This window comes from Pedococcus sp. P2_D9, assembly GCF_056404275.1.
In genome coordinates, this window is record NZ_JBFUEI010000001.1 from 311,172 (window position 1) to 328,160 (window position 16,989).

General features: G+C 69.5%; 15 protein-coding genes. 7 read left to right on the plus strand and 8 right to left on the minus strand.

The window, feature by feature from the left end:
- Positions 1–1,047 (plus strand): GTP 3',8-cyclase MoaA, encoded by a 1,047-nt coding sequence (gene moaA / locus AC1DXJ_RS01455; protein ID WP_477612858.1) that lies wholly within the window; start codon positions 1–3, stop codon positions 1,045–1,047.
- Positions 1,048–1,093: 46 nt separating this feature from the next.
- Here the strand turns inward: moaA and AC1DXJ_RS01460 are convergent, their stop codons facing one another.
- On the minus strand, positions 1,094–1,303 hold the full coding sequence (locus tag AC1DXJ_RS01460; protein WP_477612859.1) for a hypothetical protein: 210 nt from the start codon (positions 1,301–1,303) through the stop codon (positions 1,094–1,096).
- The gene (locus AC1DXJ_RS01465) at positions 1,303–1,623 is read right to left on the minus strand and encodes a DUF3099 domain-containing protein (RefSeq protein WP_477632124.1); all 321 of its coding nucleotides are present in this window, start codon (positions 1,621–1,623) and stop codon (positions 1,303–1,305) included. The genes AC1DXJ_RS01460 and AC1DXJ_RS01465 overlap by 1 nt, the downstream gene beginning before the upstream one ends.
- A gap of 122 nt (positions 1,624–1,745) precedes the next feature.
- Here AC1DXJ_RS01465 and fabG point away from each other — a divergent pair, with 122 nt between their 5' ends.
- The 3 genes from fabG to AC1DXJ_RS01480 all read left to right on the plus strand — a co-directional run bounded on the left by fabG (position 1,746) and on the right by AC1DXJ_RS01480 (position 5,581).
- Complete coding sequence (gene fabG, locus AC1DXJ_RS01470; RefSeq protein ID WP_477612861.1) at positions 1,746–2,456, plus strand: 3-oxoacyl-[acyl-carrier-protein] reductase; 711 nt, start codon at positions 1,746–1,748, stop codon at positions 2,454–2,456.
- A gap of 62 nt (positions 2,457–2,518) precedes the next feature.
- Positions 2,519–3,277, plus strand: coding sequence for an enoyl-ACP reductase FabI (gene fabI / locus AC1DXJ_RS01475; RefSeq protein ID WP_477612862.1), 759 nt, complete (start codon positions 2,519–2,521; stop codon positions 3,275–3,277).
- Between the two features lie 45 nt (positions 3,278–3,322).
- Positions 3,323–5,581: a tetratricopeptide repeat protein gene (locus AC1DXJ_RS01480; RefSeq protein ID WP_477636205.1), complete on the plus strand. Its 2,259-nt coding sequence runs from the start codon at positions 3,323–3,325 to the stop codon at positions 5,579–5,581.
- A 6-nt stretch (positions 5,582–5,587) separates the two neighbouring features.
- Here the strand turns inward: AC1DXJ_RS01480 and cphA are convergent, their stop codons facing one another.
- From cphA to serB, 3 genes are read right to left on the minus strand one after another with little or no spacing between them, the layout of a single operon-like run.
- Positions 5,588–8,443: a cyanophycin synthetase gene (cphA, locus tag AC1DXJ_RS01485; RefSeq protein WP_477636206.1), complete on the minus strand. Its 2,856-nt coding sequence runs from the start codon at positions 8,441–8,443 to the stop codon at positions 5,588–5,590.
- 38 nt (positions 8,444–8,481) lie between these two features.
- Positions 8,482–9,351: a cyanophycinase gene (locus AC1DXJ_RS01490; RefSeq protein ID WP_477612865.1), complete on the minus strand. Its 870-nt coding sequence runs from the start codon at positions 9,349–9,351 to the stop codon at positions 8,482–8,484.
- 16 nt (positions 9,352–9,367) lie between these two features.
- On the minus strand, positions 9,368–10,591 hold the full coding sequence (gene serB, locus AC1DXJ_RS01495) for a phosphoserine phosphatase SerB (RefSeq protein WP_477612866.1): 1,224 nt from the start codon (positions 10,589–10,591) through the stop codon (positions 9,368–9,370).
- Positions 10,592–10,795: 204 nt separating this feature from the next.
- Here serB and AC1DXJ_RS01500 point away from each other — a divergent pair, with 204 nt between their 5' ends.
- Entirely contained in the window at positions 10,796–11,593 is a 798-nt protein-coding gene (locus tag AC1DXJ_RS01500; protein WP_477636207.1) for a hypothetical protein, read from the plus strand.
- 10 nt (positions 11,594–11,603) lie between these two features.
- A complete protein-coding gene (locus tag AC1DXJ_RS01505) occupies positions 11,604–11,798 on the plus strand; it encodes a hypothetical protein (RefSeq protein WP_477612868.1) in 195 nt (64 codons plus the stop codon).
- A 43-nt stretch (positions 11,799–11,841) separates the two neighbouring features.
- Here the strand turns inward: AC1DXJ_RS01505 and AC1DXJ_RS01510 are convergent, their stop codons facing one another.
- Together AC1DXJ_RS01510 and glgC are read right to left on the minus strand one after the other, a co-directional pair.
- Positions 11,842–12,660 (minus strand): LLM class F420-dependent oxidoreductase, encoded by an 819-nt coding sequence (locus AC1DXJ_RS01510; RefSeq protein WP_477636208.1) that lies wholly within the window; start codon positions 12,658–12,660, stop codon positions 11,842–11,844.
- Positions 12,657–13,910: a glucose-1-phosphate adenylyltransferase gene (gene glgC, locus AC1DXJ_RS01515; protein ID WP_477632130.1), complete on the minus strand. Its 1,254-nt coding sequence runs from the start codon at positions 13,908–13,910 to the stop codon at positions 12,657–12,659. Before glgC ends, AC1DXJ_RS01510 begins: the two co-directional genes overlap by 4 nt.
- 62 nt (positions 13,911–13,972) lie before the next feature.
- On the opposite strand from glgC, the gene glgA reads away from it, so the two are divergent.
- Complete coding sequence (gene glgA / locus AC1DXJ_RS01520; protein ID WP_477636209.1) at positions 13,973–15,181, plus strand: glycogen synthase; 1,209 nt, start codon at positions 13,973–13,975, stop codon at positions 15,179–15,181.
- A 22-nt stretch (positions 15,182–15,203) separates the two neighbouring features.
- Here the strand turns inward: glgA and AC1DXJ_RS01525 are convergent, their stop codons facing one another.
- Entirely contained in the window at positions 15,204–16,964 is a 1,761-nt protein-coding gene (locus AC1DXJ_RS01525) for an NAD(P)/FAD-dependent oxidoreductase (RefSeq protein ID WP_477636210.1), read from the minus strand.
- Positions 16,965–16,989 lie beyond the last annotated feature (25 nt).

The following is a 16,989-nucleotide window of genomic DNA, read 5'->3' on the forward strand; positions in this document are numbered from 1 at the left end:
ATGACGGGCCTTCCTTTCCCCAGTGTGCGCGGTGAGACCCGCGCCCCCGAGGGGACCGTGGGCCTGCCGGACCAGCTCGGCCGGGTGGCTCGCGACCTGCGCGTCTCCGTGACCGACCGGTGCAACCTGCGCTGTCGGTACTGCATGCCGGCCGAGGGCCTGCCGTGGCTGGCCAAGCCCGACATGCTCACCGACGACGAGCTCGTGCGCGTGATCGGGGTGTTCGTGGGTCTGGGGATCCAGCAGATCCGGCTGACGGGGGGCGAGCCGTTGCTTCGCCGTTCCCTCGTCGACGTCGTGCGGCGTGTGGCAGCCCTCGAGCCTCGGCCCAGGATCGCCATGACCACCAACGGCATCGGCCTCGACCGCCTGGCCCAGCCCCTGGCCGATGCGGGACTGGACCGGGTCAACGTCAGCCTGGACACCGTCGACCCGAAAGAGTTCGCCGACCTGACCCGCCGAGACCGCCTCCACGACGTCGAGCTCGGCCTCAAGGCCGCGGCCGCCGCGGGCCTGGCACCGGTGAAGGTCAACGCCGTCGCGATGCGGGGGATCAACGACCACTCGGTCGCCGACCTGCTCCAGTGGTGCCTCGACCGCGGCTACGAGCTGCGGTTCATCGAGCAGATGCCGCTCGACGCCCAGCACGGGTGGGACGCCTCGACCATGATCAGCTCCGAGGAGATCCGGGAGCGGCTGGGGGAGCGGTTCGAGCTCACTGCGCTGCCGGCTGCCGATCGCGGCAGTGCCCCTGCCGAGCGCTTCCTCGTCGACGGGGGCCCCGTCACGGTCGGCATCATCGCCAGTGTCAGCGCGCCCTTCTGCGCAGCCTGCGACCGCACCCGGTTGACCGCCGACGGCCAGGTGCGCAACTGCCTGTTCTCCCAGAAGGAGACGGACCTGCTCGGTCCGATGCGGGGCGGCGCGAGCGACGACGAGCTCGCGGCCCTGATCCAGGGCGAGATGTGGCGCAAGGCCCCCGGGCACGGCATCGGCACGGCCGACTTCGTCCAGCCGGACCGCCCCATGTCCGCCATCGGCGGCTAGGGCCTCCAGAACCTGCTGCCTCGACTCGACCGGCGGGACGGCGAGGTCAGCCCGCGGTCTCGGGGATCGCGTCGGCGGGGACGGTCTCGATGAGGAACCCGCGGATGGAGAGGAACTCACCGAGTGAGGTCCGGTGGTCGTCGCAGGCCAGCCAGACCTTGCGGCGATCGACTGTGTGGAGTGTGGGGTTGTTCCACAGGTGCGCCCACGTCGCGGTGTTGCGGCAGCCCTTGGCACTACAGACCATCGAGTCCATCAACGACCGATCTGCTCGGGGCCGTCGCCGCGCGGCGTCACCGGTGCCGACGACCCCTGCGGGCGCGGCCGCACGGCGTTGGCGAGGACCACCGCGACGTAGGGCAGCACGATCGCGGCCACCGCCATGCTGCCCCAGAGCCACCACGGAGCGCCCTGCGTCGCGGTCACCGCGGCGCCGATGAAGCATGCCGTGCGGATGCCCATGGTGATCAGGTAGCGGCGGATCCGGCCCGCCTGCTCCTCGGCCAGCGACTCCGGCACGGACGTCACCGACTGCACGACGGGCTCGTCGTGGCGGTGGCGGTGGGCGCGCGGCACATGTCCACGATAGGCGCCGCAAGATGCGGTGTACCCATGGGTAGTCGATAAGGTCGCGACCGGAGGCGCAGCGCGGGTGCGCGCCCGCCGGACGCACCGCCCGAGACACACGGAGGACATCCATGGCAGGCCGCAACGTGCTGGTCACCGGAGGCAACCGCGGGATCGGCCTGTCCATCGCCAAGGCTCTGGCCGAGGCAGGCGACAACGTCGTGATCACGCACCGCTCGGGGGAACCGCCCGAGGGTCTGCAAGGAGTGCGCTGCGAGGTGACCGACTCCGCATCGGTCGACCAGGCCTTCACCGAGGCGGAAGCGATCTGGGGCGGCCCCATCGAGGTCCTGGTGGCCAACGCCGGGGTCACGCGCGACACCTTGCTGATGCGCATGTCCGACGAGGACTTCGACGTGGTCATCGACACCAACCTCGCCGGAGCCTTCCGGTGTGCGCGCCGCGCGGTGAAGGGGATGATCAAGCAGCGCAAGGGGCGGATCATCTTCATCTCCAGCGTCGTCGGGCTCTACGGCTCACCCGGCCAGACCAACTACTCGGCGAGCAAGTCCGGGCTCGTGGGACTGGCCCGGTCCATCTCCCGCGAGCTCGGTGGCCGCGGCATCACCGCCAACGTCGTCGCCCCCGGTTTCATCGAGACCGACATGACGGCCGAGCTCCCGGAGGACCGCAAGAAGGCCTACCAGGCCACGATCCCCGCCGGTCGGTTCGCACAGCCGGAGGAGGTCGCCGCAGCGGTGCGCTTCCTCGCGGGTGACGACGCGGCATACATCACCGGAGCGGTGATCCCGGTCGACGGGGGCTTGGGCATGGGCCACTGAGCCCAGTCCCACTCTCACCACAGACTGACCCCACGACGAACTCCCAGCGAAAGGCACCAGACATGCTGCTCGAGGGCAAGAAGCTCCTGATCACCGGAGTCCTGATGGACTCCTCGATCGCGTTCCACGTCGCGAAGATCGCGCAGGAGCAGGGTGCGGAGGTGGTGCTCACGTCCTTCGGTCGCACCTTCAAGATCACCCAGACGATCGCCAAGCGGCTGCCGACCACGCCGCCGGTCATCGAGCTCGACGTGACCAACCCGGAGGACCTCGACAGCCTGGCCGGACGGCTGGGCGAACACGTCGACCGCCTCGATGGGGTCCTGCACTCGATCGGCTTCGCACCCCAGGGCGCCTTCAACTTCATGGAGGGCACCTTCGAGGACGTCTCGACGGCGATGCACGCCTCGGCCTACTCGCTCAAGTCCCTTGCGGTGGCTGCGCTCCCACTGATGAGCAACGGCGGCAGCGTCGTGGGACTCACCTTCGACGCCAAGTTCGCCTGGCCGGTCTACGACTGGATGGGCGTCGCCAAGGCGGCTTTCGAGTCGACCAACCGCTACCTCGCCCGCGACCTCGGGCCCAAGGGGATCCGCTGCAACCTCGTCGCGGCCGGCCCGATCCGCACCACGGCAGCCAAGTCGATCCCGGGATTCCAGACCTTCGAGGACACCTGGAACACGCGGGCGCCGCTCGGGTGGGACGTGAACAACGCGGTTCCGGCGGCGCAGGCCTGTGCTGCGCTCCTGTCGGACTGGTTCCCGGCGACGACGGGCGAGATCGTCCACGTCGACGGCGGCGTCCACGCGATGGGGCAGTGACCGCCCCCGCTGGCCCTCCCACCGGCCGCTACTAGGCTCGGATGCATGACGTCTGAGCCCGCCGCTGAGCCCGCCTCCGAGCCTGTTCCGGAGCACGCCCCGGGGTCGGCTTCCGAGCCTGTTTCGGCACCCGCCGTCGCCGTGACGGAGGTGCGGGTACTAGAGGGTCCCAACCTGTACTTCGCCAAGCCCGCGATCAAGGTCAGCCTCGAGCTGCCGGGCTACCTCTCCGCCGACGAGAGTGTCCTCGCCGCCCTGGCGGCCCGCATCGAGCTGCGCAGCGCCCGTCCCGGCGCTCCGGGCACCGAGCAGCGCCAGCGCTTCGTGATGCGTCTGGTCGAGCGTGCCGTGCGCCTGCTCGCGACCGCGAGCGGGACGACCCGGTTGGGTGTGCGGGTCCGTCCCGGCAGCTCTCCGGCCAGTGTCGTGATGGCCTTCGTATGGCGCCGTCGCACGCGGGCGCGCGCGCTCGGGCTCGGAGTGGGTCCGGTCCTGCAGGCCTGGCTCGAGGGCAGCGACGTCATCGAGCACGAAGGCCTGGTCATCGGGCAGACCGAGCCGGGTGAGCGTCCCGCGCTCCTCAAGCCGCGGATCCCGGTGGCGTCGATCACCGGCACGAACGGCAAGACCACGACCACCCGACTACTCGGCCACATCGGGATGACCGCCGGGCTGCGCACGGCCTGGTCGTCCACCGATGGGATCGTCGTGCAGGGCGAGGTGGTCGAGTCAGGCGACTACTCCGGTCCCGCCGGCGCACGGGCCGTCCTCAACGCCGCCGGCGTCGAGCTCGGCATCCTCGAGACGGCGCGGGGCGGCATGCTGCTCAAGGGAATGGGGGTGAGCGCCAACGACGTCAGCGTCGTCACGAACGTCTCCGCGGACCACCTCGGTCTCCAGGGCATCGACACCGTCGACCAGCTGGCGGAGGTCAAGGCGATCGTCACCAAGGCCACCAAGCCTCGCGGCTGGGTCGTGCTCAACGGCGAGGACCCCCGCGTGTGGGCGATGCGCAACGGCATCAAGGCCAGGCCGTGGGTCTTCACGCTGCGTTCCGACGCCCCCGCGATCCGCGAGTCGCTCGACAGCGGTGGCCGCGCGATCACGGTCCTCGACGGGTCGATCACGGTGCTGGAGAACGGCCAGGACCCCGACCGGCTGGTCAGCATCCTCGACGTCCCGGCAACGCTGTCCGGACTCTCCGAGCACAACATCGCCAACGCCCTCGCGGGAGCGGCTGCAGCCCTCGGGCTCGGGCTTCCGCGCGACGCGGTGGTCGAGGGACTGCGCACCTTCGCGCCGGACGACAAGCTCAACCCCGGCCGGATGAACACCTACACGCTGCGGCGCGGCGACCAGTCCGCCATCACAGTCATCGTCGACCTGGCGCACAACGAAGCCGGTCTCGAAGCCCTCATGGACGTCGCCCATGGCCTGAAGGTCCCCGGAGGTCAGGTGCACCTCGGATTGGGCCTGGCCGGGGACCGCACTGACGACCTGCTCGAGTCGATCGGTGAGGTGGCCGGGCTCCGGGCCGACCGGATCGTCGCGGCGCACAAGGAGCACTACCTGCGCGGGCGCACCATGGAGGAGCTGGAGTCGCACCTGCGAAACGGCCTGGCGAGGGCCGGAGTGTCCGACATCGAGTCGTACGACACCGAGCTCGCCGGACTCCAGGCCCTGGTGCCGGGTGCCGCGGACGGCGACGTCGTGGCGCTGATGTGCCACGCCGAACGCGCCCAGGTCGCGTCCTGGCTCGCCGAGCAGGGCGCCACCCCGGACACGGCCGACGACATCCGCGCCAAGGTGGTCGCGGCGCGGGGTGAGCACGAGTTCGAGGCGGAGATCGCCGGCGTGTGGGAGCTGGTCGACGACCAGCGACGCATCGACGCCATCGCCCTCCTGCGGAGCCAGCGCCCGTCCGACCCGCGGCTGGTGTTCGAGCACGCCAGCGCGCTCGACGCGGCGGGCAAGGAGCAGGACGCCATCCCGCTCTACCGCGAGTCCCTCGCCTCGGGCCTGCGCGAACCCCAGCGCCACCGGGCGCGCATCCAGCTGGCATCGAGCCTGCGGGTGGCCGGGCAGCCCGAGCTGGCCTACTCGCTGCTCACCGAGCTCAGCGCCGAGCGGCCGGGCAGCGTGGCCGTCGAGGCCTTCCGCGCCTTGGCGGGGGTCGACAGCGGACACGCCGAGTCCTCCGTCGCCGACCTCATCGACGTGCTGCTGCACCATGCTGGCGACGACGACGCCCTCGCCTACCAGCGTGCCCTGTCAGGGTATGCCGCGGAGCTGCGCGAGCGCTGACCTCGGTCAGGTGGTGGCTGGCTCGACCTCGGAAGCCTCGGCGGCGGCCGCCTCGTCACCCGACTGCTGGGCCTCGGACTGCATCTCGACGGGGTCGAGGTCCGGGTCGCCGATGCCCTGCTTGTTGTGGGCGCCGGCCTGGGCGTGCTTGGTCATCGACTCCAGCTCACCGAGCACCTCCGCGTGCTGGTCGACGCAGAGCACCACGACGTCCCCGGGGTTGGCTCGCGCCATGCAGTGTCGCACCGCGTCCACCTCGTTGAGCACGATCTCCACCTGACGGCAGCGCACGCCCTCCTTGCCGATCTCGCCCTTCGCGCCCTCGGCGATGAGGTCTGCCGTCTGACCGGCGGGCCGCCCCCGCTTGCGCTCGTCCTCACGGACGACCACGACGTCGAAGTGGCGAGCCGCGAGAGCGCCCAGCTCACGCATGTCGTCGTCGCGACGGTCACCGGCTGTCGACACCATGCCGATGCGCGACACCTTGCCGAGATCCGACTGGCCGGCCTTCTGGTCGGCATAGCTCTCCACGAACTCGCCGAGCACCCGCATGCCTGGCGCGTTGTGGCAGTAGTCGACGAACACGTCCACGTTGTGCACGTTGACCAGGTTCATCCGCCCGGGGGAGAGGTAGTAGCTCGTGGTGAAGGTCCGCAGCCCCTGGCGGATCTCGTGCAGCCCAGCGCCCGCGGCAAACGCCGCGCCAGCCGCAGCCATGGCGTTGGCGACGTTGAACTTCGCCGTGCCGCCGAAGGTCGACGGCAGCAGGTGGGTCCACGCGAGCTGCATCGAGCGACGGCCGTGCTTGATCACGATCATGTCGCCGCGGTCGGTGTGATCGAGGACGACGGCACGACCGCCCCGGCGACAGTAGTCCTCGATGAACTCGCGGACCTTGCTGCCGGGCGGCTGCAGCGAGAACCACACAATGCCGCCCGAGCACTTGCGACGCATCTTGCGGACGAGCTCGTCGTCGGCGTTGAGCACCGCAAAACCGTTGCGGGGCACCGCTTCCACGACCACCGCCTTGACGTCGGCGAGCTGGGCCAGGGTGTCGATGCCCTTCATGCCCAGGTGGTCGGGGGCGACGTTGGTCACGACCGCGACGTCGTTGCGGTCGTAGCCGAGCCCTTCGCGCAGGATGCCGCCGCGGGCCACCTCCATCACCGCGAAGTCGACGCGTGGGTTCTGCAGGACCATCCGTGCCGAGCGAGGACCGGAGGCGTCCGCCTTGTAGACGAGGCGCTCGTCGATGACGATGCCGTCGGTCGAGGTCATGCCGACCTTGCGTCCGATGCCCTTGAAGATGTGGGCGATCATCCGCGACGTGGTGGTCTTGCCGTTGGTCCCGGTGACCGCCACGATCGGCACCCGTGAGGGGGAGCCGGGTGGGAACAGCAGGTCCACGACCGGTTTGGCGATGAACTGCGGCTCGCCGACGGTCGGGTGGGTGTGCATCCGGAAACCCGGAGCCGCGTTGACCTCGCAGATCGCGCCCCCCGTCTCGCGGACGGGGGAGGCGATGTCGGGACAGATGAAGTCGATGCCCGCGACGTCGAGCCCGATCATGCGGGCCGCCTCCTCGGCGATCTCGACGTTGTCCGGGTGCGCGTCGAAGGTCCGGTCCACGGAGATGCCACCGGTCGACATGTTGCCCGTGAGGGCCAGCTTGACCATCTGGTCCTTGGGCGGCACGTCGTCGAGCTCGAAGCCCTGGTCCCGCACGAGCGCTGTGGCCGCGTCGTCGACCTTGATCCGGGTCAGCACCTTCTCGTGGCCCACTCCACGGCGCGGATCGGCGTTGGTGATCTCCACGAGCTCGGCCACTGTGTGGCTGCCGTCGCCGATGACGTGGGCGGGCACGCGTTCCGCGATGGCCTGCATCTTGCCGCCGACGATGAGGCAGCGGTAGTCGCGACCCGTGACCAGCGACTCGACGATGACGTAACCACGCCGCGACTCGCCCTCGGCGATGACGAAGCTCGCGCGGACCTGCTCCTCCGTGGTCAGGTCAAGGCACACACCCCGACCGTGGTTGCCGTCGAGCGGCTTGACGACCACGGGGTAGCCGATCCGCTTGGCGGCGGCCACTGCGCCGTCGGCTGTGCGCACGGTCTCCTGCTTGGGCACCGGGAGCCCGGCAGAGCCCAAAAGGCGGGTGGTCATGTCCTTGTCGCCGGCGATGTCGACGGCCAGGGCACCGGTCTTGGAGGTCATGGTCGCGCGGATCCGCTGGGCGTGGACGCCCTGGCCGAGCTGCACGAACGAAGCCGCGTTGAGCCGGATGTAGGGGATGTCGCGCGAGATCGCTTCTTCGAGGATCGCACCCGTGGACGGGCCGAAGGCCGTCCGCTGGGCCCGCCTCAGGAAGAGGTCGAGCTCGTCGGCGAAGTCGAACCCTTCCTCGGCCTGCACGAGGTGGTTGACCAGCCGCACTGCGAGCACACCTGCGGCCAGGCCGACAGCCTCGTCGGCGTAGTCGTAGATGACGTTGTAGACCCCGGCCTGACCCTTGACCGCGCGTGTCTTGCCGCGCCGCAGGTCGTGCCCCGCCTCCTGCTGGAGCTGGAGCGAGACGTGCTCGGCGACGTGTCCGAGCCAGGTGCCTTCGCGCAACCGCTCGATGAAGCCGCCCTTCACGCCCCGGGAGCAGGTGTGGTTCTCCAGGTTGGGCAGCAGCTCGAGGAGTCGGTCGGTGAACCCGGTCAGCGTGTCGGTCGGGTAGGCCTCGAGCACCCCCAGGTCGACCACCAGGTGGATCGCCGGGCTGTACGACCAGATGTTCCCGCCGCGGTAGACCCGGGACTCGACGATCGAGAACTCGGGTGCCGGGGGGCCGGTGGGGGTGGGGCGATCTGCCATGGGATCTCCTTGCGGGTCGGGCAGTGCGAGGCGGTGGGTCAGGCCTTGGCCGTCGCGAGGGCCACCGCGACATCGGGGTGCTTCTCGACGAAGTCGACGAGGCGAACCTCGGAGAGGTCGAACGTAGCGCCTGCGGGGAGTGAATGCACCACAGCGCCCGAGACCATCAAGGGGGCACCTCTGCGGGCGTCCGGGGCATCGGACTCGGCGGCGCGGCAGTCGAGGACGAAGGCCACGCCGCTGCCGTGCACGGTGAAGACGCGCCGGTCGCGCACCTCGATCGCCGTGTCCTCGTCGATGCCCACGCCGATCAGGTTGGGCGAGGCGGCGACCATGGACATCAGCCGCCCGTACCGGGAGCGCTGGGCGAAGTGCTGGTCGATGATGACACCGTCGATGAGCCCGAGCCCCGCTGTCAGCTGCCCGTAGCGCTGTCGGGGCGTCACGCCCTCCTCGCCCATCGAGATCATGAACTGGCTCATGATCGAGGCCCCGGCCGACGTCCCGCCGATGACGGCACCGCGATCGTGGGCGCGGGCCAGTGCCTCCCCGAGCGGCGTGCCCGGGAACCGCTGGCTGAGCTTGAGCTGGCTGCCGCCGCTCATGAAGATGCCGGTCGCCTGGTCGAGCAGGGCGACCAGTTCCTGGTCCTGGGCGGATGCGCGGTTGGGTGGGTTCACGACCTCGATGTCCGGGGCACCCAGACGCGTGAACACCTCGCGGTAGGAGGCGACCACCTCGTCCTCGAAAGACGACGCCGTGGGGATCAGCACGATCCGCGCCCGCCTGCCCCCAGCAAGTCGGACGAACCGGCGCAGGACCGTTGCCTTTCCGACCCGGTCCTCCGCTCCGCCGATGATGAACAGGGTGGGAACCTTGCGGACCGTGCGGCCCTGCGTACTTGCCATTGCGTCAGCCTAGGAGTCAGGGGGTGGGGATCGGCGGAGCGGGGGTCGGCGTGCCGTCCGCCTCGTCCGCCTCCTCGATCTCCTCACGCGTGATCCCGAGCAGGTAGAGCACCGCGTCGAGGTAGGGAACGTTGACGGCGGTGTCGGCCTGCTCGCGGACCACGGGCTTGGCGTTGAAGGCGACGCCGAGGCCGGCCGCCTGCAGCATGTCGAGGTCGTTGGCCCCGTCACCGATCGCCACGGTGCGCGAGAGCGGCAGGCCCGCCTCGGCGGCAAAGCGGCGAAGCGCTGCGGCCTTGCCCGCCCGGTCCACGATGTCCCCGACCAGGTGGCCGGTGAGTATGCCGTCGCGCACCTCGAGCCGGTTGGCGTGGGCGTGGTCGATGCCGAGCTCGCGAGCGAGGTCCTCGACGATCTCGATGAAGCCGCCGGACACGATGGCCACCGTGAACCCGAGTCGCTTCAGGGTCCGGACGAGGGTGCGCGCACCGGGCGTGAACTGGACGGCGGCACGGACCTCGTCCAGCACGCTCACGGGTAGGCCCTCCAGGGCGGCGACTCGTTCGCGCAGGCTGTCGGCGAAGTCGAGCTCTCCGCGCATGGCGGCGGCAGTCACTGCCGCCACCTCGGCCTCGCGGCCTGCGTGGCTGGCCAGCAGCTCGATCACCTCGTCCTGGATCAGTGTCGAGTCCACGTCCATCACCACCAGACGTCGACCGCGGCGCGCCAACCCACCGGCGGCCACGGCGATGTCGAGGCCGTGGACGCTGGACTCGAGGGCGAGCTCACGCCGCAGTCGATCGACGTCAGCACCGGAGACGTCGAACTCGACCGTGGTGACCGGATAGCGCGACAGGCGACGAATGCGGTCGATGTTGGCACCGTGCGAGGCGATGCGTGCCGTGATCGCGGCGACGCCGCTGGCCCGCAGCGGCGCCCCGAGGACGACCACAGCGGCCCGCCCGCTGCGCCGGTGCATGCTGTCGCCGGTGCCGACCTTGATCTTGACCTTGAGGTCGAGGTCGCGGCCCACCGACGTCAGGACCGAGCGCAGTCGCGCCTCGGCGTCCCCCGCCGACAGCAGCATCGCCAGCGTCAGGTGCCCACGGACCACCACCTGCTCGAGGTCGAGGACCTCCGCGCCGACGTCGGCGATGGCGTCGAAGAACGTGCTGGTGACGCCCGGCCGGTCCTCACCGGAGATGGTCACGAGCAGCGTCTGCGCGGTCAGCTCGGGCACGGCTCCAGACTATCGACGCCGGTCAGCCGCCCAGGCGGGAGTCTCGCCATGCGACCAAGTCCCGCACCCCCGGTGTACAAGCACCACATCGATAACGATGAGATATAGATCTAGTCAGTCATGCTCAGTCATGGTCATGGACCGGCATAAGGATCTATGTTCCTCGAACGCGTCCGGAGCGACGGGCGTCAAAAGGGGAGCGGCATGCAGCGCATCATCAGTCTCGTCATCGTGTCAGTCGGGCTCGTCTCCGGCGTGAGCGCGCCCGCCAGCGGAGCGGAGGCGCCAGACCTCGCGGCCGACATGGTCGTGGCGCGGACCGGCCAGCTCGGCGAGGGTGTGCCAAGCGCCGGGCTGAACAAGGGCGGCCAGGCAATAGCGCCTGCTAGAGGCCTGCGGACGTGGGCTCAGGCCGACGGCGTCGGGCTGAGGCTGGTCGCAGAGTTGCCGCAGGGGCGCACCGACGGCGTGTTCGAGAACGTCATCCCGGAGGCTTGGACGATGGCTCCGGCCATTGACGGCACGCTCGAGATCAAGAACGAAGACGGGGTCACCCAGGGCCACGTCGAGCGTCCGTGGGCGGTCGACGCAAAGGGTCATTTCCTGAAGACGCGCTTCGTCGTCGAGGGCCGCTCGTTGCGCCAGGTTGTGGACACCAAGGGGGCGGCGTTCCCGATAGTCATGGATCCGTGGGTTACAGCGGGCTGGTGGTACTACACGCCGATCTACTACGTCGAGATGTCCTGGTCAGAGACGTGGCAGCTCAAGAACTTCATGGACACCAACTCGAGCCAGATCCCCGGGTTACTGTGCGGCTTCGTTCCCACGGCCACCGCCAAGATCACCTGCGGCGCGATATACCTGCTGGTCAAGGACGACGTGAAAAGCACTGTGAACACCGCCATCCGACTCAAGAAGTGCTACAAGGCCAGGATGCCGGCAACGGGTGGAGCCGCGTCGCTGCCGGCATACGATTCGTACTACAAAACCTGTAGGTCCTGAGAGGGGACGCATGCCAACCCGTAAGGAGCTGCGCCGTGAGGCACTGGTGCTCGTCATCATCCTGACTATTGCCGTCCTGGCGCCGCTGGTCCAAGGGCACGAGCCAGCCCGGGACAGTGAGGTCCTGACCCTGGCGGTCGGGTGGGTGCTCGTGCGGTCGTCGGTGCTTGGCGCTCGTGCCATCCGTCGCAGGCGACACTCATGAGCATGGCAACGGCGGTGCCCGTCAGGCTGGTCGCCCACCCCGGTCAGCCGCCCAGGCGGGAGTCTCGCCATGCGACCAGGTCCCGCACGGGCCCGAGGTCGTACTTCGGACCACCGATCCCGACGGTGAAGAGCCGCGTGCCCACGGCATACAGGGCTTCCGCGCCGGCGGCGTAGTCGGCGACCTGCTCGGGGTGGCGGCCCGGCCTGGCGGAGACGCCGGCAGACCGCTCGATCTCGCTGGGGTCGCGCCCGATCCTGGCGCACCACTCGTCGAGGACGGTGTGCTTGTGGGCGATCGTCTCGGGCCCGCCGAAGCCGTGCCAGATGGTCGCGTGCTCGGCGACGATCTTGAGGGTCTTGCGTTCGCCACCCCCACCGATCAGGACCGGGATGTCGCGCGTCGGCGCCGGGTTCAGCTTGGCCCACCGCTGCTTGACGAGCGGCAGGTCGCGGGCGAGGTTGTTCAGCCGTCCTCCGGCCGTGCCGAAGTCGTAGCCGTACTCGTCGTAGTCCTTCTCGAACCAGCCCGAGCCGATGCCGAGGATCAGCCGACCCCCACTGATGTGGTCCACGGTTCGGGCCATGTCGGCGAGCAGCTGGGGGTTGCGGTAGCTGTTGCAGGTGACCAGGGCGCCGATCTCGACGCGGGACGTCGCCTCGGCCCAGGCGCCCAGCATCGTCCAGCACTCGAAGTGCGCACCGTCCCGGCCACCGTAGAGCGGGTAGAAGTGGTCCCAGTTGAAGACGACGTCGACGCCGATCTCCTCGGCCTCCGCCGCGGCCCGGCGGATCGACGCGTACTCGGCGTGCTGTGGCTGGAGCTGGACCCCGATCCGGATCGAATGGTGGGCCTCCGTCATCCGGTGACTTCCTGGAACTTGGCGATGACGGTGAGTCCGGACTCGGTGACCATGAACCCGCGCTCCCGGTCCTTGTCGGGGTCGACCCCGATGGTGGTGTCCTCGGGCACCACGACGCCCTTGTCGATGATGGCCCGCTTGATGACGCAGCCGCGTCCGACCTCGACACCGTCGAGCAGCACGCTGTCGTCGATCGTCGTGCCGCTGTGGATGTGGCACCGCGGAGACAGGACCGAGTTGGTCACGGTGGCACCGGAGATGACGACACCGGGGGAGACGGCGGAGTTGTGCGCCTCCCCGAACTTGCCGGCAGCGCCCTGGACGAGCTTGGCAGGGGCGAGCGGGCCGTAGTCGGTGTAGATCGGCCAGTCGTAGTTGTAGAGGTTGAAGACGGGGTGGATGGACACCAGGTCCATGTGCGCCTCCCAGTAGGAGTCCATCGACCCGACGTCGCGCCAGTAGGCCTGGTCGCGTGGGGTGGCACCCGGGATGACGTTGTCCTTGAAGTCGTAGACGTAGCCCTCGCCACTGTCGACGAAGTCCGGCACGATGTCGCCGCCCATGTCGTGCTTGCTGCCCGCGCGGTCGTTGTCGCGGGTGACGGCGTCGACGAGGACATCGGCGTCGAAGACGTAGTTGCCCATGGAGGCCAGCACTTCGTCGGGGGAGTCGGGCAGGCCCTTGGCGTCCTTGGGCTTCTCCTTGAAGGCCGAGATCTTGCGCCGGTCTGCGTCGTCGACCTCGATGACCCCGAACTGGTCCGCCAGCGAGATGGGCTGACGGATCGCGGCCACGGTCACACCCGCACCGGTCTCGATGTGCTGGGCCACCATCTGGGAGAAGTCCATGCGGTAGACGTGGTCGGCGCCGACCACCACGACGATGTCGGGCTTCTCGTCCGTGATCAGGTTGAGGCTCTGGAAGATCGCGTTCGCTGACCCCAGGTACCAGTTCTTGTCGACGCGCTGCTGCGCAGGCACGGGCGCGACGTAGTTGCCGAGCATCGTGGACATCCGCCAGGTCTTGGTGACGTGTCGGTCGAGGCTGTGCGACTTGTACTGCGTCAGCACGACGATCTTGAGGTAGCCGGAGTTCACGACGTTGCTCAGGGCGAAGTCGATGAGCCGATAGATCCCTCCGAACGGGACAGCTGGTTTTGCCCGGTCAGCGGTCAGGGGCATCAGTCGTTTGCCCTCTCCGCCGGCGAGGACGATGGCAAGAACCTTGGGAACCCCGCGTCGATAAGGCATGGTCCGACCCTAGGCAATCCGCGCCCTCGCGGCGACCCCACTGCACGACTAATCTCACGAACGTGAGAGTCGACATCCTGACCAAGGAGTACCCGCCCAACATCTACGGTGGCGCGGGGGTGCACGTCGCAGAGCTGGTGCGGGCGCTGCGCGACCGCGGCGACATCGATGCGCGGGTCCGAGCGTTCGGCGAACCCGTGTCGGAGGAGGGCACCACGGGGTATGCCGACCTGCCGGACCTGGGTGCCGCGAACGCGGCCGTCCGGACGATGGGCGTCGACCTGGCGATGGCCGGTGACTGCGTCGGTGCCGACATCGTGCACTCGCACACGTGGTACGCCAACTTCGGCGGGCACGTCGCGTCCCTGCTCGGGGGCATGCCCCACGTCGTGAGCGCCCACAGCCTCGAGCCGATGCGCCCGTGGAAGGCCGAGCAGCTCGGTGGCGGCTACCGCGTGTCCTCCTTCATGGAGCGCACGGCCTACGAGGGCGCCGACGCCGTCATCGCCGTGAGCGAGGGCATGCGACAGGACGTCCTGCGCAGCTATCCCTCGATCGACCCCGAACGCGTCAAGGTCGTCCACAACGGCATCGACTCCCAGCTGTGGCAGCGCCATCGTGACGACGACACGGTCCGTCGGCACGGGGTCGACCCCGACGGGAAGTCGGTCATCTTCGTCGGCCGCATCACCCGGCAGAAGGGCCTGCCGTACCTGCTCAAGGCAGCCGCCCAGCTGCCACCTGACGTCCAGGTGGTGCTGTGCGCCGGGGCGCCGGACACCCCGGAGATCATGGCCGAGGTGACCAGCCTCATGGACGAGCTCAAGGCGACGCGTGAGGGCGTCGTCTGGATCCCCGAGATGCTGCCGCGCGGAGAGGTCGTCGCACTCCTTTCTGCTGCAACGGTTTTCGCCTGTCCGTCGATCTACGAGCCGTTGGGCATCGTCAACCTCGAGGCGATGGCGTGCGAGCTCCCGGTCGTCGCCACGGCGACGGGCGGCATCCCCGAGGTCGTCGTGGATGGCGAGACCGGCTGGTTGGTGCCCATCGACCAGAAACAGGACGGCAGCGGCATACCCCTCGATGCGGACCGGTTCGTCGCGGACCTCGCCGCAGCATTGACCAACGCCGTCAGCGACCCGGCCAGGGCCGACGCCATGGGGTTGGCCGGGCGCAAGCGGGCTGTCGACTCGTTCTCCTGGGCGACCATCGGGGAGCGGACCAACCAGGTTTACCTCGAGGTGCTGCGCCAGCGGATGCTCCAGGCCTGACCGCACCCGTCGGCGGCCGCGCCTACGAGACCGGGGTGGCCACCCTTTCGTCTTCGGCTGTCGGGGTGTCCTCGGTCGTGGGGATGTCCTCGGTCGTGGGGGTGAGGTAGGCGTGCACGAGGGGAACGGCCGACGCCCCCTCACCACTCGCCGAGGCAACCCGCTTCATCGAGCCCGCCCGGATGTCGCCGGCGGCGAAGATGCCGGGCACCGTGGTCGCCAGATTGGCCGGCGGCACGTCGTCGACCCACTTGCTCCGCGGCACGTCACGCCCGGTGAGCACGAAGCTGTGCTTGTCGCGAGCAAGCTCGGGCGGCAGCCAGTCACAGCGCGGTTCGGCCCCGAGCAGCAGGAACAGACCTCGCGCCTGCTTGGTCGTCCTCCTCCCGCTGGTGATGTCCTCGAGGCAGAGCCACTCCAGCTGGCCCTCGCCACCACCGTCCACCACGCGGGTGCAGGGCAGCACGGTGATGCGCTCGTTGTACGCCATCTCCTCGATGAGGTAGCGCGACATCGTCTCCTCGAGTCCGACCCGACGGACGACGATCGTCACCGACCTCGCGAACCGAGCCAGGTGCAACGCTGCCTGCCCGGCGGAGTTGCCACCTCCCACGACCACGACGTCGTAGCCCTCCATCTCGCGGGCCGCCGTCATGGCCGCGCCGTAGTTGACGCCGGCGCCCACCAGTGCGTCGAGTCGCGGGACACCGAGTCTGCGGTACGCCACGCCGGTGGAGATGAGGACGGTCCTGGCCCGGACGTCGCCACCACCGGTGCGCAGGAGGTGGGGAGCCCCGTCGGCCCCGGGCTCCAGAGCAGTGACCTCCCAGCCGGTCAGGAACTCGGTCCCGAAGCGCAGGGCCTGGTTCCGTGCCCGCTGGGCCAGCCGCATGCCGGAGATGCCGCGGGGGAAGCCGAGGTAGTTGCGGATCATCGAGCTGGTGCCGGCCTGCCCGCCGATCGCCTCAGCCTCCAGCACCACGACGGACAGTCCTTCCGACGCTCCGTACACGGCGGCGGCGAGTCCGGCGGGGCCGCCACCCACGACCGCCAGATCGACGACCTCGTCGAGCTCGAAGGTGCGCGGCGGGCCGTTGACCGCGATCGCGACGTCGCGGACGCTCGTGGCCTGGATCGGTGTCCGGTTGGCCGCGGTGACCACGGGCCAGCGAAGCTCGTCGACACCGAGCTGCTCGCGGATCCCCGCGAGGTAGTCCTGGAGCGCCGGCTCGTCGGGATGCCACACCCGGTTCTGCATGCCCATCCGGTCCAGGAAGTCGCGGATCGCCATGGTGAGCGCGTCCTGGGTCGGCGAGATGACCTTGGCGACCACGACTTCGGGCTGGGGGACGGTCGAGGTCCACTCGGACAGCAGGTCGGTGATCGCGTTGTGGAACTCCTCGTCGCGCTTGCCACGCGGCATGAGCAGGTAGGCGTCGTACTTGCCCTTGGCCATGCCGGCCCGGAGCCCGGGGCCATCCGTGAGGAAGTACTCCCAGGGCGCGGCGACGACGCGGCGGGCCGTGGGCACCACGAGGCGCCAGCGGTGGAAGGCCTCGTGGACGCTCTCGACGTCCGGCAGCCGCGAGTCCGTGACGAACAGTGCCACATGGTCACCCCGGTCATGGATCTCGCGGGCGATGGACTCGGCCTCGCCACAGGAGCCGGCGGTGCGCAGGTCGTAGTCGCGCTGGTACCGGCTCCGGAACTCCTCGAGCAGGGTGTCGGCATGGTGCTCGGACACGAGGATGATTGCGGGGTCGAAGACTGCGGGGTCCGCCATGCCGTCCGAGTCTAGTTGCCGGAGC